Raw genomic sequence first — 19,631 nt, 5'->3', positions numbered from 1 at the left:
GTTAAACAGCCTTTGCGTTAGTAATTGAAACATTGACATACGGGAATGCGGAACTTTGAACGTAAAGATTACCGCCTGCTTTAGCCTGTTGAATAAAGTTGAATCTGGCATTAATCAATGGACCACTGATGGTCAGCGGATTTTGAGAGAAATTAGATTTAATGCCGTTCACTACAATATTCCGCATATCTGTCAAGTATGCAGGCCTGCCGTATGACGAGGAAGTGGAAACCAATACTTGGCTCCCACCCGTTGCGGCAGTGTCTTCAATATTAGAAATGCTCACAGTATCAATCACCGATCCGCCAGTTGGCAAAATACGCACCTGATTATGCGCTGACTTACTTGATACGCCAGAGATAGAAATATTAGTAATATTGTCACCCAGTGGACTAGGCTTATCGCCACCGACTTGCAGCGGATAAATATAGTTTCCTGATGGATAGGTGTCGATAAAGTTCAGCAACGCTGTCATGGCTATCGTATCATCAGCTGTTGTTCCCGTTATTCTCTCAACCCTACCGTTGGAACACCCTTTCCTGAAGTCTATGCCGTCCCCATTTTTAACGGTTGTGTTGAAGTCAAGATCATGCAAATACATTCCATCGCAGCCATGCTCTTGAGAAATGGCCCAGCAGGTTGTTTTTTGCATTTTAAAATTATAAATTTCGTAATCTTTCGTGTTCGCAAGCAAGATGCCGAGTGTCCTCCATCCGTATGCGTCCCCTACCCACGCGACCGGCGCTCCTCCAGTGACCGGATGCGGGGCTACGTATGGAATATCTGGACCCTCTATAAAAGCAGTTGTTTTTCCACTGCCTTTTATCTTTATCCCTCTATTCTCATTGAGTTTCAAAGCTAAGCTATATGGATTGGCTGGATCAACCACAATGCCTTTGTTACGGATGATATTATCAAACACACCATTCTGAAGCTTTAACTTGGCGTTATCGATGTACAATGTCGTATAGTCAGGAAGTAACAAGGACTCAGATATAAGCCAAGTATTCGTGTTTGGCACAGTAACAGTATCGATGCCCAGCGTCAGCGTCCCACCACCGTTAAATTCAATTAAATCCAGAGCAGCTTTTATTCGATCTGTTTGTGTTGCACCATCAAAACTGTTCGGCGTTATAAATAATGATTCGTTTCTGGCTGCTGGTGCGTTTGCTTCAACGGGTGGGGTGTAAAATCCGACAGCCTCGCCGCGATCGTTGAACCCTGCTAAAACTTCTCCGCCCCTACCTCTTATTGAAAAAACCCATCCATCTGATGACTTCTCGGATTGAACTTCATCCAATATAGACCTAGGAATTTTAAATCTACTATCTGCATAGATCAAGGCGCAACTGCGACCAAGAGGATCCTCAAACGAAAATGCAACGCTCTCTGAATTTTGGGTATTAATCAATTTAGTAATTTCATTTAGCGACTCTGAGCTCGGATAACCTTTCCCTGTTGCAGTAGCTACACCAGAAATATTTTGGTATTCGTCAGCAATTGATTTATTGCTTGCTGAACGAATAAAAAAAATCACTCCGTTAGCTATCTCGCCTGATGCTATAGCCGCATTCGCTGAAGATAAATCGCTATAAACCTTTCCGAGAGGAGCAAGATTATTAACCACATTGGCGTAGTTTTCTGTAAGACTGGCTATTAAATCATCATTCTTTGATTCTAATCCCGCAATGGTGTAACGAACATTGCCAAGTCGATCTGTGTATGTTAGCAATACACCAGTCATCACCTGATCAAACTTTTCAGTGTTAAACAGCAAGTCTTCAAACGAATTGCTCGGTACTGGATTTTGTGTTGGCATAATTTTCCCATAAAAAAAATCCCAGCACTATGGATGGGGTGTTGTTTAGTGTTGATGGTGCTGCGCTTAAATCAGGTTTCTGTGATAAGTTATACTGTCATTTTCATGCATGACCTTTTGCTATCGGTATCATTTAAGAGACGGCATTACTCACTAATAGGCATGATTTTGGTTACGACAATGTCCAACGTTGACCACCAGCTCGGGGCAATTACAACTTCGTATTTATATATAAAGGGCAGTTTTACCAACGACTGGTTGATCGCATCCTTCAGAAAATAGCCGATGCCATCACCATAATCGGGGATATTTACAGTGAAAACGCCGTTATTGGCTGTCACGCTGATATCGAAGGTGTCTTGTAAAGGCGGATCTATTCCATTGGCACCATGAATAAACCGAGCAACACGACGCTTGAGCCAGTCGATACAAAAGTGCGATCCGTCACCTTTGTAAAAATTCCAGGTCAGGATCCGTTTAAAATAATCATCGGACACGTATGAAGCCGAGCCAGGGGCGTAATTTTTGAGTCCGGCATAAGGAATAGCGTTGTACTCGATGGTGTTGTAGGCACCACGGGCGATCGCATCCTCCGATATTTGCAGTAATGGCCGCCCTTCCCCGTAAATACCTAACGCGATCCAGTCTAGTAGTTCACCCGTGATGGTTGGGGATGTCCAGCACGGCAAATTCAGCGCATTGAGCTCGTCAAGATACTCCTGAGCAAGCGAGTTATAAGCCGTGAAAAATGCGACGATGTTGGGGTCACTGTTGTACTGCGTATAAGGGTAAGCGGGGATAATGTTATCAATTAGAGCTGCCATATTGCTTAACCTGAATTTTTGATGCAGAGGTGGAGAAATAGGCGTAGGTGTCACCATAAACCAGGCTGGAGTCTGCTTCAGGCGGTTTGATTACACCATTAATCCCGATTTGGATCTGAATCATTGAAACCAGTGACGCCGCCACCAGTCCCTCGACCGACCTCAGAAATATATCCTGTATCTGGTATATGTTGATCGGCTGACCAACGGCGATTGCGTTAACATAATCGGCAATATTCTGTTGCACCGCACTTTCTATTCCGGCTGGATCGATGTACGCCGTGGACGCCGAATTCCACGTTATCAGAACCGTCGCGTTCTGCGATGACGGCACGACAAACGGCACTCGGTAAACATCTGGATAAACTGTTATCGGTATTGTTTTTTTCTCTACCTCAGCACCTGATGGGTTTGATACCTCATTGGTCAAGATAGAAATATCCGGCACGGCTTTATAGATCGCGTAGGCAACCTCATAAGGATCGCCACCACCGACGACCACCACCCATTTACCGAGTGATGCCTGTCGGTAAGAAATCAGGTTTTCCTGAACACCCTCGACTTTCTTTAGGGTTGCTCTTAAACAATCTGGGGTTCCCTGCACGCCGAACATGCCAGCCTGCAAAACCTGCGACCGATAAGACGCGTAGCCTTGTTTATCAGCGCCCGGCAACCCCGCCGTCAAGTTGGTACAGGTCACCTGGTACGTTTCAGGTACAGAGGTTTTCACCTGGTTAACAGTCCCAGCAGGTACCGGCCATGTCCCCTCGGTTGTAGCCACACAATACAAGGGTTCCGTCTGGCCACTAGCGGGGATAGCCGCGTCACGTCTTACGGTATAAAAATAGGTGCCATCTCCGACAGTAAACCCTTTCGGAATGCCAAACCCCGGCGGCCCTGAAAATACGACATATACCGAGGTGTTCGTGCCCTCACCTTGCTGTACACCGGCCATGGCCCCAAGCTGTTTCAGGAGGTGGACGTTCGCGCCGTAGGGGCTGCACGAGTTAATCAAATCGACCCGCGCTTGATCGCAAACCAGCAACGCACCGACGCTGGTACTGACCATGTCCTCGATCAATGAGCCGGGCAAGTCGGTTGTGATGCCGGGAGAGAGCTGAACCGCTGTAGCAATAACCTGTTGTCTCAGCTCATCTGCTGTTTTCGGCACAGGGCCGGAAATATCGTAAATAACGGGTAAATCACTCATACATACACCTGCGCCACTATTTTCGAGCCTGAGTTGGTGATTGCCGAGATGTTGTAAACTGGCGGGTCAACCTCGGTAAGTGCAATCTGGAGAGAGGAAAAATATCTACTGAACTGCTGTTGCAGCCTGTTTACGTAAAACGTGGGAATAATTTGCTGGATCACCGAACCGTTTGCCGGAATGCCGTGGTTTGCAAAAAAGGGTGACTCCTGCGGTGCTAGCTTGAGGTTCTGAACCAGCGTAGTGAGATAAACCGCGTCATTGAAACCGTTCGCGTCGGTGGTGATCATTACCCATTTACCGGTTTCATCTTGCCCGTATGTTCTCATTCGGTAATGCTCCCGTTGAATTGTGTCGTTGGCCCCCCAGTATTTTGCCCATCGTTTCCATTACTGTGCTGATGGGAGTTCACCCAGGTAAGCAACTGCTGCCAGCCTTTATGCATGATTTCAGGGCTGGTGCTGGCCTGGGCATCTGCAAGCGTACCGCTCTGGCCAGTCAGCGACCATGAGCCGTTTGTCAGCGTCAACACGGTACTGCCAACCGTGACCTTAAACTGATCCGGTGTTGCAATCGTGATGCTCTCGGGCGTCAGTAGGAACGTCGTCTTACTGCCTGCATCGCGTATCGTGACGCCTTCCGGGCCATACAGCGTGAGCACTTGCGGGTCGACGCCCTCCCATTCCGTATGACTGATAGGCAAAAATACCAACGCACTGAGATTGGCCGGAGGAGTGAGATCGGCGGTACCCCCGCCCAGCCCGCTTGCACCGCCCAGGTAGGTATCCGCGGGGATGACGATCCCCCGGTCACCCGGTTGCATGGGGTAGCGGATATACTGCGGGCCGAACAAGGGAATGGTGATCTGCGGCAACATATACGGTATATCGCGAAGCAGGAACGACAGTGTGACCATGTTACCTGATCGGCTCACTACAGATGCAGGCAGCACCTTGCCAGCCATCTGCATGGCATCCGCGATTTTTTGGTCAGCGAACCGATGCATGTTGCCGCCAAAATTCAGCTTTTTATCAATGCTCATGTTGCTGCCATCCCTCCGGTTGGATGCGCCTCTAATACAGTAACCCAGCTATTGGCGTCCGGCTGCCGGCTGTTACCGAGAAGCCTCACAGAAGAAACCAGAAAGTCACCGGTAAAAGCGGCGTCATCACGAAATTGGGAATAGGATGAGGCTTGTACCATCGGTCGCAGCTTTTCAGGCATCCTAATATAATCCCCCACCTGAATGTCGCTGCGCATGACGCAGGGAATACTGACCGTGCCAAACTGCACCCACGTCGGTTGACCGACCAGATCAGTAAATGCTATTTGTGTCGGATTTTGGTTGCGGTAACTGGCACTTTTATTTGACTCCTTGTCGATATGGTTTTCAAAGTCATTATCGAAAACACGGATCTCCTTACCGTTCACCACTGTTATTTCAACACCGGAATATTTATCATCCTTTATAATATTTCTGCTCAATGCTTTTAATTTCGTCGCCAGCTCTGAAAGGCTTCCACAAAACATGTCGCTGTCGTAATTATTCACCAGGCGATCACTGATGCTTATCGAGTAACGATAAGCTCCGCCCATATTCTGAAAACACCTAGTCAGCGCGACGGACAGTTTGATCCCCTTATTCCACGGTAGCGTTAAATTTATGGGTGCCAATGGCGCTGGATTAACCGCAGATACCGCCCCCGCCGTAACAATGAGGTCTGTCCTTAGTTCGGTACCTTGCCAGTTACCCAGAACTTGCCAAATTGTCCCCTCTAGCACCAGTCCTTGCTGTGCGGGCTTCGCCAGCGGTAACCCCTTCGACATGCCTACCCACATTTTTATCGCCATGCCAAACATATTCTGTCTGGCCTGCTGCATATCTTTAGGACCTATCCCCCAAATGGTGATGCAGCTTTGCCCCATCGGCGTAGATTCACCAAAGCGTTGAATATCAAACTCGATCATTAAATTTCCAGGATTGAATACACCATTTTTCAGACTGGAATATTGCTTAAAGAGTTTTCCGGGGTTACCGTTTTTATCGGTTGGGGTAAATATCTGAATATCATAAAAACGCATCAGTTGATTACCTCTATTTGCCCCGACAAATATCGCCACACCATTTTCGTTGCTGCGAATGCACCGACAAGTAGATTAATATCGTATCCAATCGGTGATTCTATCATTGGCGTGGTTAACAGGCGATTTCCTGAGTTATCCGTAACATTCAGATACCAGCGCTGCGCAGCAAGATTCCATTTTGTCTGGCAGTTATATACCTCACCATCAAGCATAGGAGTAAAAATCATGCTCTTCTGCTCATTCCCGGAAAATGGATAAAGTGTTGTGCTCATAAATTAAACGCCCCACTTAATTTACCGATAAGCCCGGTAACTGCATCTGAAACGCTGCTGCCCAGTGACGTATTCCCGAGCGCGGATACCGTATTGGTCCAGGCGCTTTCTGTGGTTTTATCGCCGTTATCAATCTTGCTTAAATAGCTGTTGATCGCCTGCTCAGCTCCGCTTTCGGTGATCAGCGGCTGTTCAAAATCCCACAACCACTGGCGCTGAGGCAGCGGCTCGTTTGTTCCGGTGACATCGCGAACTGTGCGCAGTATGCACCCGCTGTAAATCAGCCCCGGCGTGGCCACCACGAACGTGCCGCCGAGATTGGCATGCGCCTGCAATACCGCCTGTAACGCGCTGAGCGTGACGAGTTTTGTCAGTGCACCGGTATTATCATTCACTGGTGCATCCATCAACATGGGAATACGCAACGGCTGAGCCAGTAACGCATTGGCCGCGACGGCCTGATTAGCGAAGGGGTACCGACCGATATCGTAATCGATCATGGTACCCCCCTGAGCAGCGCGCCAGTGGCAAAAATATTTATCCAGGTCGGTCAGATTCATCGACCCGCCCATCAGGCTGCTGACATAACTGGCACTTTGCGTTAATGCGACGATTGGCAGCATCCCCCCTGGGATACTCTGCGCAATACCGTCACAAAGGATGACAGGGGAGATTTCAAACCCTAATTTGTAGAGCTCGCGAGTAAATGCCATTAACCAAATCCTCCGAGTTGCGTGCTCGAGATAATCGCGCTGCCGCCGGTATTGTTGTATACCACCACACCAGAACTGCCGCCCCTGCGCTGGTTATCCAAGATCTGCTGTAATATCTGATCGGTTTTATTGGAAGACTGCTGAGTGAGTTGCTGCTGAGGATTGCTTTGGGTAGATCCAGGAGCGCCTGGTCCATAGAGTTTTAAGAATTGCTCTTTCACTCGTCCGGGATATTCGCGATTCTCCTTGCTGCCGCGATTCTTACCGCCATTATACCAACGCAACATTTCCTCAATATCACCGCCAGCCTGGTTTTTAGCCCACTTCATTACCCTGGCACCGGCCATAATGTTGTCGCGGGGGTTATAGGGATCCTCACCGGTTTTAAAGTTGAAGGGCATCACCTGCATCAATCCCTGAGCACCTGCCGTGCTCACTGCATTTTTATTCCATGAAGACTCGGCACCTGCCACGGATTTCAACAACTTGGCATCTAAGTCGTATTTTTTTGCCGCCTCTTCAAAATATTCATCGTAATCAGAGGGGGCAGCGCCTGAGGCCCGCTTTTTGGTGGATTGGGCGTGTTGTTCTGGTTGATTCCATTTGTTATTTAAAATCCCATCATTACCAGCGTGTAATCTCCACCAAGGGCCTTTATCATCAACGGCAGATTGGCCGCCTTCACTGGAAAAGAAGCCCTTAACCCCCTTTAACCATCCCCATACGCGCGGATCATCATCGGTACCTGGCGTGTAGCTCTGTCCGGTCTGCGGATCCGTCCGCTTCTCGTCGCTGAGCATGGAAGAGTTGGCTTTCACATCATCCAGCGTGATCTTGGTTTTTCCGGTAATCCAGTCAATCACTTTGCCAATAACCTGCGCCAACCGCTCAACGCCGGTCATAAACGACACAACGTCATTTTTGAAATCAGGTGATACCAGGTAATTACCGAACTTGCGGATCCCATCCGCCAGCCCATCTATCCACCTACCCAACTCCGGCGATTTAAGTACCGTCTCCACGGCCTCGGAGAAGGCATCAGACAATCTCCCCAATTCAGGTGCCAACGGAGCCAGCCCACGAATAAAGGTGTTCTCGATGCTAATCTTGCTGCGATCCAGCTGAATATTGAAATCCTGCCATTGCTTTAATTGCTGGTCGCTAAGTTGCAGGCGCTGCGTATCCTTCTGCGCCTGCTTGGTCATCGCATCGATTTCAGCATCGCTCATATTTTTAAAGCGATTCAGATCGTCGAGCGTGAAATAGTTGGTCAGTCCGTAAGCTTCAGCCCCCTGCAGCGAACCTCCGTTACGTGTAAAAATATCGCGGGCGCTTTTAATCATTTGCGGCAATAACGCCGCCGGGTCCTGATCGGGGTTATCAATCCCCATCGCCTTAAACTGCCAGCGCTTGCTCAGATCCAATTGACCATCACGAATCGCACCCATCGTCCCAACGGGATTTCCAAGTACCTTCTGGTAATTCACCGCACTCGAATTAAGGCCGCCAGCAGTCGTTCCCAGCCCCATTGCAGTGAAGCGCTGCGACGATGCAGAACTAGCCAGGCGACTCATTCCCCACAAGCCACCCGCCCCCGCAAGACCGGAAAACAACCCCATCACGGCCCCCCATGAAAGCAGGCTGGTCGTGGCATTTTTAATGTGACCGGCCAGATCCTTGGCATCCTTGCTGGCCTTGTTTAGAAATTTTCGGGCACCGCTGGTTTTTTTGTTAAATTCAGATTGTGTTTTATTGGCTCTCTCAAGGTTGCCATTCAGTCGATCAAGACCATCATTGATCGAGGCAATGGCGGCAACGCCATCAGTGAAAGACTGGGCGATCGCCTCCGTGCTGCCCAGTACCTTGTCAGTCTGCTTGGCCGAGTCGCCGATCCCCTGAGCCGCTCCCCGCCATTGTTCAGGTAAGCCATCGAGCGCCTTCTGGTACTCATTGAATTTTTCGAGGAACGTCTGAAATTTCTCGTCCTGAACATCAATTTCAACAACGGATTTAGCTGCCATTGAAATAGCCCTTCTGTCTTATTTCTTCCAGAATGAACCGCTGCCGGAAATGGAGCGGGCTTTTGTATTCGCCGCACTCCAGCTCCCGACAGAGTTCGCTGAACCCTTCACAGGAGGCCCAGGTCAGGAGGGAATGAACGACAGTTCCTGCGGGGCTGGCGGGATCGGGGTATCGGTATCCGTCTTCGACGTCGGTAAAGAATCGCGAAACGCCATAGCGCTCGATGAGACGAGTTGCCCACTGTACATTTCGAGCGCTCTCCCCACTGTCGGGCCGATTAAGTTGGCTTTCTGAATGGCAGAGGAGACCATAAAAAACACCACTTCACCCTCGACCTCGCGGTATTCGTCTGAAGAAATGATCGCCTGCTTGAACGCCACCTCCAGCGGGATAGAGCGCCATACGCCGTTATCGCTGAAAATCACCGTGGTCAGGCGTTGGATATCATCGACAAGGGTAGGCGTGGGCGGCGTACCCGTCTGGGCACCTTCGACATCTTGTCGCGCCTTGAGAATATTTCGCAACATCATAGCGGCCACGCGTGGGGCACCGGTCATTCCCACCGACGTGAAGAAGTTGTGGAACATATTCCCCAGCAGCACGCAGTTTTCCTGCACCACCTCGTAGGGAAACGGCACAACGTGCAGGTAGACCAGCGAGCCATCGTCGCGCGTGATCGTGCTGACGAAATTCAGTTTTTTATCAATTTTCATACCCATCAATCCCACATCTTGTCGTTGGTGGTGAGGTAGCCGGAAATTGTCGCAACAAAGCCCGCATCCGTACCGTTGAGGGTGATTTCGTTAAAATTCACCAGGTAGCAGTTAAGAATGGTGTAGTTGCCAAAAGGGGTCGCGTCAGGCGTGACCACGATCTCGCCAAGTGCCGTATCAGAGGCAAACTGCCGCTGATAGCTGGCAGCTAGCCCCTGCGTTTTCAGCAGGTGCACCGTCAAGGTCACTTGCTGGTAAGGTGCCTGGCTGCCAACGGTACCCGTCATGGTTTGGATGATGTCTGTAGCGGCGGAATCCGGCCGCATGCTGATCCCCTCTTTTCCCAGGAATGACGCGGTGACGTTAAGTGCCGGGTTGTCGGTAATGCTAACCGCGCCCCTGACGCGGTTAAGAAACCCCTGCGGTACTAATGGATTTGGCATTTATTACGCCCCCACAAAGTTGGTTACGTTCAGATTGAAGGTGATAGACTCAAAACCACGTTTCGGCGTGACAATCGCACTCAGACCGCTATATTTCCCATCCGCGTAATCAGAAGGGTTCAGGCTGGTGTAGTTGGCGAACGGCACGGCGTTGATGACTGCGCTGCCAGCATAAGCGCCTTTTTCATATTGTTCGTTAAAGGCATCTTGATTGAGCTGCGTATCAATAACCTGGCCGAGGATGAGCCCGTAACTGATGCCTGAACGAAGCGTTTTAAGTGCGCGTCGTTGCAAGCGACCGATGCCCTGCGGCTCGTAATAGAGCGGGTTAACGGTGGTGTTAGAGCCGTTGATGACCTCATTCGCCAGGTCCATCTCCAGGTTGATGGCGCACCAGGCCACCGCATACCAGTAGTTAAATGGCATGCCGTCCAGCATATGGCCGGCGACCAACATCTTGTTGCTCAGCCCCCCCTCCGCCGCCGTGCCGATATAGTTGATATTGTTGTCCTGTAGGGCTTTCAGCAGTTTTCCATTCCCCGATGGAGGGTAATCCGTGACGCCATACATGAAGCGGTACGCCATTGGCGGCACCATGTTCGACGAACTGGGATCGTTGGCCAGCGACGACTGGAACGGCGCTGCCATGGAGAACTCGGTAGCGCCAATCCCCGGAGCCTCAACCCCCGCGAAAACGTTAGGGTATTTCCCCAGCACCCACGCTTCATAGGTAGCAATGGTGGTGGTAACAAAAAACTTCACCAGCGAGCCCGGCGACGTGTAGTTGTTCGCCAACGTCTTGAACGTGGCCTCGGCGTCCCATTCACGTGGAACAAGGTAGGAGAAGAATTTTTGATAGGTGTTGCCCAGCGAAATATCTTCGTCGATAAAAGCGCTCAACGCCGTGACAGCAGCGGACGCACTCAGCTCACCCAACTCCAGCACAAAAACCGCGCGGCTGGTTCCCTGCGCCCAGTAGGTCGTATTCATCTGCTGGATTTCAAGTGCCGCCACCGAAAGCACGGTGCCCATCGTTGTTGCGGTACCTGGATCTGCGCTCAGCGCATAAGTAAACGCCTTGTCGCCAGTCACCGTTGCCGTATGAGCACCGTTGTACCCTGCGGGCGAAACGCCGGAAATCAACACAGGGACCGTGTCCCCGTTAGCCCAGCCATGCGCCTCAGATAACGTAACCGTCACGGTATTCGTCGCCCAGGCGATAGCCGAGATTGATTTAGCTGGCGCGGCAATCGTTTTTAAATCGTCTTTTGACGTCAGCAGCTCATAGCTGCCTGGTACCAGAGTCGTCCCCCCAACAGAGACCAGCGCACCGGATTTCAGCAACTGGCTCGGTTTCGGTGGGTTTGTGACCGATACATTAATATTCACAATGGCCATTTAATTATTTCTCCACATAAATGGACGGGATGGCAGACGTGATCAACTGACGGGCGACATTCCTCATCCGCTGCTGATAGTAATTGACTCGAAATTTAATCTTCTTCCGCATGGCAATGATGTTGAGCTCGTTTTGAGTCACGCGCTCGTCCTGCACCACCGGAATGTTCATCACGCCCATTTCAGCATCATCGCTGAGCGTGTATTGCTGAACGTAGCGGAGAAAATCCTCTACGGATGCATTGCGCAGGCCAGTGACCGAAATCGTCACATCCTCGGAAACCAGTTGGTACTGATTGGATTTTTCATCCAGATAAAAAGCACCGGCGACCGGTACCGGATCGCTGCATTTCACCGTGGCATACGGCGGGGCTAGGTTTTGCAACGACAGCATTGCCGGAAACATCGGCATGTACTGGTTCAAAGACAGCCAGATCGGCAGCGAACTGGAGACCACCACATCCGCCAGATCGATATCGTCCGGCGAATTGATGATCTGTGACATCATGTGCGGGTAAATGGCGTGTCCGGTGTAGTGGTAAATATTGGCAGGTTCGTTCAACCCGGAACGACGGGAAAACGCAAACCGAATGCCGTAGAATTCGCCGATGTAGAGCACCTCGGATCCAATGTCATTGAAGGGGTCAATATCGGCCTGTGCGGTAAACGTCACCACGTTTTTGTCGTAGAGCTGCCCCTCATCCTGAATGCTTTCCGTTGTCAGGTGCAGGTAGCCTTTTACGTTCTTGGTATCAGGTTCACTGCCCGGATCATCGGCAATCGACGCCTTTACCCAAAACACGAAGCCATCCAGCGGAAGCACTTTCCTGATGTACTTCGTGAAGGTGACCACCTGAAAGCGGCTAAGGTCGTCAAGACCCTGTGTCAGCGTGGCGTTAAGCTCGGTTTTCGCATTCTGCTGCAGTTCACTTAGGGAAGGCATTTAACACCCCACTTACCCAGGCGCGCATCGCCGCCTGATAGGTTCCCGTGTCAATGAAAGAAGGTCTCGGGGGGCCATTCCTTTTTTTGAAGCGCTTAGAAATTCCTTTCATCGCCCGAAGCGTAGGCACCCCAGGCAGCCCGTTCATTTCACAGTTATCGAGGAAGCCGACAAACAGATCATGGATACGAGACATTGACTCAGCGAATGGATCATTTCCTGGTGGTGCGCCAGCCAACATGTTTTCGAGATTTGCGGCGAGATCTTTGCTCATCAGGTCGGCAATGTCATTGCCATACCTATCGAAGAAGGTCTGCATGATCTGGTATTTTTCCTCCAGATTTTCAGCAACGTCCCCGGTTGTAGTGTTCTCATCCCCGTAAGGAATATCGATAACTCCCAGATGGAAGGTGATCATGACAACCCCCACAAGCTGCCAAACTGCTGGGCAATCATCAGGTAGCGACGCCCCCACGGGTCCTGAAGCATCTGAAGGTCAGCAAGAGACAACTCCTTGAAGAAGTCAGGAACCAGACGCTGCGCACTGGTTGCGTTGTCCCCGGCTCCGGTTATCACGCCAGCCTTGAAATCATTAAGCCCAAATTCTTTCCTGAATTCAGCAAGCACTGACTCAGTGCCGTAGTTGATCAGGAACGATGCCCCGAGGTTGTAAACAGCCACGGTATAGAGGTTCGGCATGACGCACGCGATATCCTGGTTAACCCATTCAATCGCGCCGCCATAAGCCAGGGAAAATGACGGCGAGTCGTCGGGAACCTGCTCAGCGGTTACCTTCATGTCAGTTCGAACGAATTCAATAAATCCCGACAGGCTCGTTATCATTTTTTCTTGCTCCCGGATTTTTCAGTCACGATGGTTTCGTTAACCATGTCCGCCTCTGAGTTGTCATCGCGGCCCTTTGCCTGCTCTGCGCTGACTTCCATTTCACCGGAATAGCCGGTACCGCTTTCGCGTAACGAGCTGTCAAGCGCAGCCACGGACGCCTGGCGACGGTTGTGCGCGCCACGTGTCATGTGGATATCGTTATCGCGGATAGTCTTTTCGATCACCGATGCTGAAACTGGCTTATTGATGCTGTAGCAAAGGCCGACAAATGCCTGGCTCTGGTCGATTTTCGTCGAGTCGATCAGCCCATATACCTGGTGATGCTCAATAACTGAATCAACCTCTTCGGTGGAGCCGTCGAGCACCATCATCTGCTCACCGTGTTTAATCGGGATCTGAACAAGGCGACCAGTCTCAAGCTTGCGGTAGGCAAAGATTTGGCGTTGTTTGGTGGTATTGGCGATAAAGAGTTTCATTGGTTACCTCATAAAAAAAGCCCCTGCAGAGTTTCCCCGGCAGAGGCTTAACAACGACAGGAGCGGATCAGTCGGTGTACTTCATGGACAGGATGGTGATGGCTTCAGGACGCACTGCCCAGCCTGCGGTAGAACGCATTTCAGACAGAACATCAATCGCACCACCAGCAATCGGTGTCGGGATTTCACGAGGCGCGGCCATGTCGCAGAACATCAGGGCATTCGCAGCAAGAGACGGGGTCAACTTGGCGAATTCGTTGGTGTTAATGGTCGGGTTAACCATTGGCACCTCAACCTCCGGGATAGTGATAACCACCGCATCGGTACCCCCTGCGCCAGCACCGATTAGGGTGTCGTCATACACCCAGTCAACCTGGATGTTTGCACCCTTCAGCACTTCTTTCACAGTGCCGCCGACGGTATCAGTACCGCCGCCAGGTCGCTGGTAAGACGTCAGTTGGACGATTTGCTGGATCTCCATTGCACCCAAGATACGCTGAGGACCAAGGATAACCACACGCAGTTGGCGACCCAGTTGCATGGTACGGGTTAGGGCCGCCTGAACATGGCCCAGCAGATACACAGCCATCTGACCGTGATCATAGGTCAGCACGGTGGTGTTATTGTTGCTGTCCGGCGGCAGAGACTCGGTGGTCGCACCCGCGGTGTTCAGCAGTCCCTCCCCACCCGCCGGGTTCATGCCGTACAGCAGAGCAGAGCGGAGCTGCTGGAAGATGCCTTGACGCATACCCAGGCGCTGAGCCTCTGGGAGTGCGAAATTCCAGTTACCGGCAGCCGCCATATCGTGATGGTCGTAAATACCACGGCAACGGAACAGGTAGGTAGGGGTGGAGATCATCTTCGCGTCCATCGCGACGCTCGGCAACTGGTTGCCGTTACCTGACTGGCTGGAGGTTACCTGGGTACGAATATCCAGGCGACGCATATAGACGTACTGGTCGCCTACGCCGAGTCGAACTTGTGGGTTACCGCTGGCGATGGTTTCAAACGCACCTGACGCCTGCTGGTAACCGAGGATCATCTCCGGCGCAATATACGACGGATTGACGATGGTGTAGCTGGGGGTAATTGCAGCCATTTAATTCAGCTCCCGATTAAAGTAAGACCAGCGCACAGCTGTCGGTGTTATTCCAGGTCAGGAAGCCTGTCGCACTGTCATAGCTGACAGTTTTGGAGTTTCCTGATTCGATGGCGATCACTTTTACCGGCAGCGTGATGTCGGAAAGTGTTACTGCACCGATGTTGCCCTGCGTGGTCGCTGCGCCACTAGGTGCTGTCACCGGAGCGTAGGTGAAAGTGGTTGAGCTTGGAACGGAGAGCACAACAACGGTGCCGTTGTACGCGGCAGGCGTTACGCCGCTGATTTTCACATACTGGCCAGCGCTCAGGCCGTGTGCTGTTGCGGTCGTTGCCGTTGCCACGCCAGAAGCAAAACTCACTGCGGTAGTCGCAATATCAGCACCCGCAAAACCGGCCGCAGACGCAGTGGTGATCTGGTTGTTCACGAAGTCCCAGGCCAGCGCCGTTTTCACGGATGCCCCGGAGGTGCCTAGGGCAACAACCTGCGCAGAGGCTTTCAGTGGAACGCGCATGTTGGAACCGAGGCGATAATACGAAACGCTCATGCCTGATGCATACAGCGGTACTGGTGACTGTGGGGTGGTCAGGCCATTATGCGCCTGGTTAAACACGGTGAAACCTTCCAACTCCGCCACGGACACAGCCCGGCGGATATATGAACCACGCGGACTAGACTGCGTGCCTGACAGAAGTTCAGCCACCGGCAGGCCGCCCCACAGAGGTTTGGTTTCCGTTGCCGCCACGGTACCCGCGGCCAGGTTAAAGCGGTTAGCCGGGTCATCCAGAGCAATGCCCTGGATATAACCGTCGGATTGCACACCGAAGGAACCCAGCGCGTTCGTGGTTGCCATCGGGTTAAGAGATAAATTAGCCATGCTTTAGAGCTCCCATTAAGCCTGGTTGTTGAAACTGGTGACCTGACGCTTACCTGACTGGAACGGAGCCCAGGTAGCAGCGGGATCGCCTTCGAAGGTGCTGATCTGGCGACCGGTCGCATCAGCTCGTTTGATTTCACGCAGCATGCCAGGGCCGACAGACAAGCTTGCAGATTTTTGCGCGTCGGCATAAATCTGCTTTTCAGCAAACCCTAGGAGCGCGGGATCAGCGATTGATGACAGGTCAACGGTTTTGAAGTCCGGTGAATGCTCCTGCAATTGGATCATCAGACGGCGCCGGTATGCCAGCGGCTTTTCGCCTGACAGCGGGACCGGGGCGCGTTTGCCAAAGCTGGAGAATACGCTGTCTGCCTTGACCTGCGCGTCAGCAACTTCGTTGCGTTCTTCGTCGCTCAGATCGGTTGGAATGCGTGAGCGCAAATCAGCAATTTCCTGACGCAGTTGAGAATCTGCCTTTTCTTTTGCCATACGCTCAGCCTCATCAGCATCGGCCTTTTCTTTGGCCTCAGCGTCAGCTTTTTCCTTGGCGGTCTTCTCTTCCGCGTCTGCTTTGGCTTTCGCTTCTTCTGCCGCTGTCGACTCTGCATCAGCCTTTTCTTTCTTGGCCGCCTCTTCGGCATCCGCTTTTTCCTTGGCCTCTTTTGCCTCGGAATCAGCTTTTGCCATGCGGGCATCGATCGCTTTATTGATAAGCGCTACGATTTTTTCCTCGTCCATCTTTTCTGCCTCATTTGGTATGGAATCAGATTTAACACCAGTAGGGGCAAGGAGTTTGTCCCATACGCCCTGTTCACAAATTGCAACGTGGTCGAGCAATACCGGGGAACCTTCCACCAATAGAGGCTGACCGTCGATTTTGATGATTGAGTCCTGCATTTCGCTGTACGTGACGGTTGGCGAGGTGCTTAACTGCCTGGTCGCCATAATTCCGGCGGCTTCGGCGTCGTACACTCGGGCAATTGCCCACACCTCACCATTATCAGCAACCCAACTGTTCGTCAGGGTGCCGATAACACGCTTCGCAAATTCATCGCTATCGAGCTTGTTTTTCTCCGGGTGTAGCCAGATAAGCGGTACACCGGCAACGCGCTGGAGAAACTCAGGTGTGAGATAGTCATCCGGGTTACGGAATGCCATCTGTTGATCTGCAGAGCGCCAGGTAACCCCCGTTCCGGTCACCCGGATGGCGAACATCCACATGTTGATAAAGTATTGCGGGCTGCTTAATGTCCCATCAGCGATGAGCGCGGCCACGTCGGTTTCATTGAGCGCCTGCTGCGCCAACATCTCAGCAAAAGGCTGATGAAGCGGCTTTGGCAGATCGTCAATATGGAACCACCCGGCGGCCAGCGACTCGTCGTTTAGCTTCGCTTCGAACTGCTCCGGCACCTCAGCGCGAAACGTCAGGTAATCACCGTAGACGCTGTGCGGATTCAGCGGGCCATCGTACTGATACCCCACCTCCTCCAGCACCTCGCGGCGCGCAGCATCAATAGCGAGCTCGCCCGGTTCGACCTTGCCGCCAGGTTGACACCACGTTCCATCATCAGAGCGCTGGATCAGGAAGACGAACTTACCCTGACGGAACATTATCCCGCTGCCAAAAATAGCCACGTTTTAATGCTCCTATGCTGCTTTCATTGACTCCATGAACTTCTGCCCCTTTTGGGTCAGCATGTATTCAGGAATACTGCGGATGTTGTAGATGTAGGTCACATAGCACTGGCAAAAAACCTCTTCACCAGGCTGGGTGATTTCATCGAGATACCCAGCAGGCCCAGCTTTTACATAGCCGTTTTTTTGCGCCCAGTTACCGCGGATCAGGTAGAACAGTTGATCGCGCTCCTTGTGGTCCTCTCGGTAGTCATACCCAGCCCTGCGCCAGTGGCTGTGCCAAATCGCTGCAATCGCGTTGTTGCTCGTTGCGATCACGTTGTCAATGTTGGCTATCAGTTTATGGTTCTGGTCGATCATGACCCTGCGCGCTTCATAGTCCACCTTCTCGGCGGCCTTCTGAATGTGCGCAGCCGTCTCCCGCATCGTTCCCTGAATGCCGGTCAGCGCGATGCTGTCGGCGGAAGGAATGCTGCTGGCCCAGCCGCTAAAACGCGACAACGTTGTGTCGATGGCTTTCTTGCGGTTGAGCTGGATAAGGTCGGCACTGGCCAGGATCCGTCTGTCGAGTTCAGTCCTCAGCTTCGGCTCAAGGTAGTTGAGCGTAAACCGGGATATCCCCTGGTGACGTTTCAGCGCGCCAGCGCGACCAACCTGCAGGTCATAGGCGTGCGTCAGGTTGCGGGAAACCATCGCCATATAGTCGTTAGCGGTTTCGCTCTCCGCCGCCTGCCTGATAATGCTCTGCCAGCGCTCAAGCTCCTCGCGAGACGTGTAGCCATTGCGAAGAAAGAACCTTACCGCCTCTCTCACGGTTCGCGTGAACGTGTTCATAGCATCATCCCTCCGCCCGGCTCTTCAGCCTTTGGAGGCTCTGGCGGCGGATTTTCTTTTAGCGAGATGTAATCGAGGTTAAGCCGCTGAGGGAAGAGGTTCTCGTTGGCGTTGGCGTTTTCACACGCCCACTCGATCAGCGTTGCCCGATTCTCCGGATCAGCCGTGAGTTGCGGCAGAACCACTTCCAGCATGCTGACGATGGCCTTAAACCGCGTTTCATCTACTTTCACCTTTTCGCTCTCCGGCTCCTTGAGGGAGGACGGCCAGCGGTACTCGAAGTTATTTATCCACATCGAGAAATACAGGCTGTAGGTGTTTTTCAGCTCAGGGAAGTCAGCGCGCAGCGACTGGAAGAACTCAATACTCCACGCCCTGTACTGGCATACGCGAATAAAGAATGCATAAAGCTGATCAAGCCATTCGCGGATGTTGTCGATGTACACTGCAACCGACCTCGCATCCTCTGTACCCTCACCAAACCCCTGAGCAAACGTTTCTGAGTTCAGGATGATCGCCGGCATGTCGGCGGCGGCGGCCACGTTCTCCAGAATGTGCTTACGGGCAGAGTCGAGAGGCTTTTCCAGGTTGCTCAGGTCGATTGACTCGATACTATCTTTGTCACCTATTTGCAGAACCTCCCCCGTCTTACCCCTTTTCAGCATCATGCGCTTAATGCCACTCAGCTTCTGCATCATGTTGTTGACTACCGAGCTGGGCCCCTGAATCTTTGTCACCAGCAGTCCGCCCTTCACCGCCACCATGTCGTCGGTGCGCATGGTCTGAATGAAGGATTTCAGCGGGTACAGGGCGCGCTGGTAAACGCTGCGCCCGGAAAAACCGAACGCCGCGGGGTTGTACGCTAGATAAATTGGATCCTCGTTCTGCACAACGACACAGCGCGATTTGTGATACGGCTTGCCAGCAACCCGGATGCCATCGACTTTCTGGAAGTCATGAGCATTCGGATCCTGATTCAATACAATGCTGCCCGCCGTGTTGAGCGGGTCCAGAATATTGAAACTGACGCTGTGCTTGTACAGCGTGCGGTAATCGAGCGATTCGTTAGGCTCCTGGTTGTCCACCAGCATAGCCACTGCCGACACACCGTAAATTCGGGCAATGCGGGCAGCGTTAGCAATATGCTGGTTTGCGCCAAGCGCCTTCCATTCGCGCTCGAACGCATCCCGCAGGCGCTGCTCAAGGCCATAAGACTGAGCAATATGCACGGTGCGCGGTTCGTTCATCGCCATCTTAATGGGGCGATCCACCATCTTGCCGCCCAGCGGGTGGTAGAGGTAGACCGTTTTGCAGGTCTGATAGCCCGCCGAGGATCCTGGCTGGATATCATCGCTGTCCAGCAATGCCATCAACTCTGAATGAGAGCAGCTGCCGATTTCGAAATCATCTTCGTTCATTGGT

21 protein-coding genes are annotated in these 19,631 nt (G+C 52.0%); all 21 read right to left on the bottom strand.

Annotation, left to right across the window (positions count from 1 at the left end; translation table 11 throughout):
• Nucleotide 1 precedes the first annotated feature (1 nt).
• The 21 genes from ACMV5H_RS17655 to ACMV5H_RS17555 all read right to left on the bottom strand — a co-directional run bounded on the left by ACMV5H_RS17655 (nucleotide 2) and on the right by ACMV5H_RS17555 (nucleotide 19,627).
• Entirely contained in the window at nucleotides 2-1,819 is a 1,818-nt protein-coding gene (locus ACMV5H_RS17655; RefSeq protein WP_414822220.1) for a hypothetical protein, read from the bottom strand.
• Between the two features lie 146 nt (nucleotides 1,820-1,965).
• Nucleotides 1,966-2,643: a hypothetical protein gene (locus ACMV5H_RS17650; RefSeq protein WP_414822219.1), complete on the bottom strand. Its 678-nt coding sequence runs from the start codon at nucleotides 2,641-2,643 to the stop codon at nucleotides 1,966-1,968.
• Complete coding sequence (locus ACMV5H_RS17645; protein WP_414822218.1) at nucleotides 2,627-3,853, bottom strand: baseplate J/gp47 family protein; 1,227 nt, start codon at nucleotides 3,851-3,853, stop codon at nucleotides 2,627-2,629. Before ACMV5H_RS17645 ends, ACMV5H_RS17650 begins: the two co-directional genes overlap by 17 nt.
• Nucleotides 3,850-4,182, bottom strand: a complete 333-nt coding sequence (locus ACMV5H_RS17640; RefSeq protein WP_414822217.1) for a hypothetical protein — start codon at nucleotides 4,180-4,182, stop codon at nucleotides 3,850-3,852. Before ACMV5H_RS17640 ends, ACMV5H_RS17645 begins: the two co-directional genes overlap by 4 nt.
• On the bottom strand, nucleotides 4,179-4,895 hold the full coding sequence (locus ACMV5H_RS17635; RefSeq protein WP_414822216.1) for a hypothetical protein: 717 nt from the start codon (nucleotides 4,893-4,895) through the stop codon (nucleotides 4,179-4,181). Before ACMV5H_RS17635 ends, ACMV5H_RS17640 begins: the two co-directional genes overlap by 4 nt.
• Nucleotides 4,892-5,935, bottom strand: a complete 1,044-nt coding sequence (locus ACMV5H_RS17630) for a hypothetical protein (RefSeq protein ID WP_414822215.1) — start codon at nucleotides 5,933-5,935, stop codon at nucleotides 4,892-4,894. Before ACMV5H_RS17630 ends, ACMV5H_RS17635 begins: the two co-directional genes overlap by 4 nt.
• Nucleotides 5,935-6,210 (bottom strand): hypothetical protein, encoded by a 276-nt coding sequence (locus ACMV5H_RS17625; protein WP_414822214.1) that lies wholly within the window; start codon nucleotides 6,208-6,210, stop codon nucleotides 5,935-5,937. The genes ACMV5H_RS17630 and ACMV5H_RS17625 overlap by 1 nt, the downstream gene beginning before the upstream one ends.
• Nucleotides 6,207-6,923, bottom strand: a complete 717-nt coding sequence (locus tag ACMV5H_RS17620) for a hypothetical protein (RefSeq protein WP_414822213.1) — start codon at nucleotides 6,921-6,923, stop codon at nucleotides 6,207-6,209. Before ACMV5H_RS17620 ends, ACMV5H_RS17625 begins: the two co-directional genes overlap by 4 nt.
• Nucleotides 6,923-8,944, bottom strand: a complete 2,022-nt coding sequence (locus tag ACMV5H_RS17615; RefSeq protein ID WP_414822212.1) for a lytic transglycosylase domain-containing protein — start codon at nucleotides 8,942-8,944, stop codon at nucleotides 6,923-6,925. The genes ACMV5H_RS17620 and ACMV5H_RS17615 overlap by 1 nt, the downstream gene beginning before the upstream one ends.
• A gap of 123 nt (nucleotides 8,945-9,067) precedes the next feature.
• Nucleotides 9,068-9,664 (bottom strand): hypothetical protein, encoded by a 597-nt coding sequence (locus tag ACMV5H_RS17610; RefSeq protein ID WP_414822211.1) that lies wholly within the window; start codon nucleotides 9,662-9,664, stop codon nucleotides 9,068-9,070.
• Nucleotides 9,664-10,101, bottom strand: coding sequence for a hypothetical protein (locus tag ACMV5H_RS17605; protein WP_337050064.1), 438 nt, complete (start codon nucleotides 10,099-10,101; stop codon nucleotides 9,664-9,666). Before ACMV5H_RS17605 ends, ACMV5H_RS17610 begins: the two co-directional genes overlap by 1 nt.
• Nucleotides 10,102-10,104: 3 nt before the next feature.
• On the bottom strand, nucleotides 10,105-11,499 hold the full coding sequence (locus ACMV5H_RS17600; protein WP_414822210.1) for a hypothetical protein: 1,395 nt from the start codon (nucleotides 11,497-11,499) through the stop codon (nucleotides 10,105-10,107).
• 4 nt (nucleotides 11,500-11,503) lie between these two features.
• Nucleotides 11,504-12,442, bottom strand: coding sequence for a hypothetical protein (locus ACMV5H_RS17595; protein WP_414822209.1), 939 nt, complete (start codon nucleotides 12,440-12,442; stop codon nucleotides 11,504-11,506).
• Entirely contained in the window at nucleotides 12,426-12,860 is a 435-nt protein-coding gene (locus ACMV5H_RS17590) for a hypothetical protein (protein WP_414822208.1), read from the bottom strand. The genes ACMV5H_RS17595 and ACMV5H_RS17590 overlap by 17 nt, the downstream gene beginning before the upstream one ends.
• Nucleotides 12,857-13,285, bottom strand: coding sequence for a hypothetical protein (locus ACMV5H_RS17585; RefSeq protein WP_074031902.1), 429 nt, complete (start codon nucleotides 13,283-13,285; stop codon nucleotides 12,857-12,859). Before ACMV5H_RS17585 ends, ACMV5H_RS17590 begins: the two co-directional genes overlap by 4 nt.
• Nucleotides 13,282-13,764, bottom strand: coding sequence for a hypothetical protein (locus tag ACMV5H_RS17580; RefSeq protein ID WP_414822207.1), 483 nt, complete (start codon nucleotides 13,762-13,764; stop codon nucleotides 13,282-13,284). Before ACMV5H_RS17580 ends, ACMV5H_RS17585 begins: the two co-directional genes overlap by 4 nt.
• Before the next feature lie 67 nt (nucleotides 13,765-13,831).
• Nucleotides 13,832-14,863, bottom strand: a complete 1,032-nt coding sequence (locus tag ACMV5H_RS17575; protein ID WP_414822206.1) for a DUF2184 domain-containing protein — start codon at nucleotides 14,861-14,863, stop codon at nucleotides 13,832-13,834.
• A 16-nt stretch (nucleotides 14,864-14,879) separates the two neighbouring features.
• Nucleotides 14,880-15,740 carry a hypothetical protein gene (locus ACMV5H_RS17570; protein WP_414822205.1) on the bottom strand — a complete coding sequence of 287 codons (861 nt, stop codon included), beginning with the start codon at nucleotides 15,738-15,740 and terminating at the stop codon, nucleotides 14,880-14,882.
• Between the two features lie 15 nt (nucleotides 15,741-15,755).
• Nucleotides 15,756-17,375, bottom strand: coding sequence for an NUDIX hydrolase (locus ACMV5H_RS17565; protein ID WP_414822204.1), 1,620 nt, complete (start codon nucleotides 17,373-17,375; stop codon nucleotides 15,756-15,758).
• 12 nt (nucleotides 17,376-17,387) lie between these two features.
• Nucleotides 17,388-18,209, bottom strand: coding sequence for a hypothetical protein (locus tag ACMV5H_RS17560; protein ID WP_414822203.1), 822 nt, complete (start codon nucleotides 18,207-18,209; stop codon nucleotides 17,388-17,390).
• On the bottom strand, nucleotides 18,206-19,627 hold the full coding sequence (locus ACMV5H_RS17555) for an anti-CBASS protein Acb1 family protein (protein WP_337050053.1): 1,422 nt from the start codon (nucleotides 19,625-19,627) through the stop codon (nucleotides 18,206-18,208). Before ACMV5H_RS17555 ends, ACMV5H_RS17560 begins: the two co-directional genes overlap by 4 nt.
• Nucleotides 19,628-19,631: the final 4 nt, after the last annotated feature.

Source organism: Serratia sp. N21D137 (assembly GCF_047530005.1).
Classification (GTDB): Bacteria; Pseudomonadota; Gammaproteobacteria; order Enterobacterales; family Enterobacteriaceae; genus Chania; species Chania fonticola_B.
The sequence above is the reverse complement of the archived record's forward strand: the minus strand, read 5'-3'. Positions and strand labels throughout refer to the sequence as shown.

What these genes read in the sequence shown, in the direction of transcription:
- ACMV5H_RS17595 (WP_414822209.1), bottom strand. Translation starts at nt 12,442, where the DNA reads ATGCCTTCCCTAAGTGAACTGCAGCAGAATGCGAAAACCGAGCTTAAC.
- ACMV5H_RS17645 (WP_414822218.1), bottom strand. Translation starts at nt 3,853, where the DNA reads ATGAGTGATTTACCCGTTATTTACGATATTTCCGGCCCTGTGCCGAAA.
- ACMV5H_RS17560 (WP_414822203.1), bottom strand. Translation starts at nt 18,209, where the DNA reads ATGAACACGTTCACGCGAACCGTGAGAGAGGCGGTAAGGTTCTTTCTT.
- ACMV5H_RS17625 (WP_414822214.1), bottom strand. Translation starts at nt 6,210, where the DNA reads ATGAGCACAACACTTTATCCATTTTCCGGGAATGAGCAGAAGAGCATG.
- ACMV5H_RS17555 (WP_337050053.1), bottom strand. Translation starts at nt 19,627, where the DNA reads ATGAACGAAGATGATTTCGAAATCGGCAGCTGCTCTCATTCAGAGTTG.
- ACMV5H_RS17650 (WP_414822219.1), bottom strand. Translation starts at nt 2,643, where the DNA reads ATGGCAGCTCTAATTGATAACATTATCCCCGCTTACCCTTATACGCAG.
- ACMV5H_RS17570 (WP_414822205.1), bottom strand. Translation starts at nt 15,740, where the DNA reads ATGGCTAATTTATCTCTTAACCCGATGGCAACCACGAACGCGCTGGGT.
- ACMV5H_RS17635 (WP_414822216.1), bottom strand. Translation starts at nt 4,895, where the DNA reads ATGAGCATTGATAAAAAGCTGAATTTTGGCGGCAACATGCATCGGTTC.
- ACMV5H_RS17590 (WP_414822208.1), bottom strand. Translation starts at nt 12,860, where the DNA reads ATGATCACCTTCCATCTGGGAGTTATCGATATTCCTTACGGGGATGAG.
- ACMV5H_RS17585 (WP_074031902.1), bottom strand. Translation starts at nt 13,285, where the DNA reads ATGATAACGAGCCTGTCGGGATTTATTGAATTCGTTCGAACTGACATG.
- ACMV5H_RS17655 (WP_414822220.1), bottom strand. Translation starts at nt 1,819, where the DNA reads ATGCCAACACAAAATCCAGTACCGAGCAATTCGTTTGAAGACTTGCTG.
- ACMV5H_RS17630 (WP_414822215.1), bottom strand. Translation starts at nt 5,935, where the DNA reads ATGCGTTTTTATGATATTCAGATATTTACCCCAACCGATAAAAACGGT.
- ACMV5H_RS17615 (WP_414822212.1), bottom strand. Translation starts at nt 8,944, where the DNA reads ATGGCAGCTAAATCCGTTGTTGAAATTGATGTTCAGGACGAGAAATTT.
- ACMV5H_RS17610 (WP_414822211.1), bottom strand. Translation starts at nt 9,664, where the DNA reads ATGGGTATGAAAATTGATAAAAAACTGAATTTCGTCAGCACGATCACG.
- ACMV5H_RS17605 (WP_337050064.1), bottom strand. Translation starts at nt 10,101, where the DNA reads ATGCCAAATCCATTAGTACCGCAGGGGTTTCTTAACCGCGTCAGGGGC.
- ACMV5H_RS17620 (WP_414822213.1), bottom strand. Translation starts at nt 6,923, where the DNA reads ATGGCATTTACTCGCGAGCTCTACAAATTAGGGTTTGAAATCTCCCCT.
- ACMV5H_RS17640 (WP_414822217.1), bottom strand. Translation starts at nt 4,182, where the DNA reads ATGAGAACATACGGGCAAGATGAAACCGGTAAATGGGTAATGATCACC.
- ACMV5H_RS17580 (WP_414822207.1), bottom strand. Translation starts at nt 13,764, where the DNA reads ATGAAACTCTTTATCGCCAATACCACCAAACAACGCCAAATCTTTGCC.
- ACMV5H_RS17600 (WP_414822210.1), bottom strand. Translation starts at nt 11,499, where the DNA reads ATGGCCATTGTGAATATTAATGTATCGGTCACAAACCCACCGAAACCG.
- ACMV5H_RS17575 (WP_414822206.1), bottom strand. Translation starts at nt 14,863, where the DNA reads ATGGCTGCAATTACCCCCAGCTACACCATCGTCAATCCGTCGTATATT.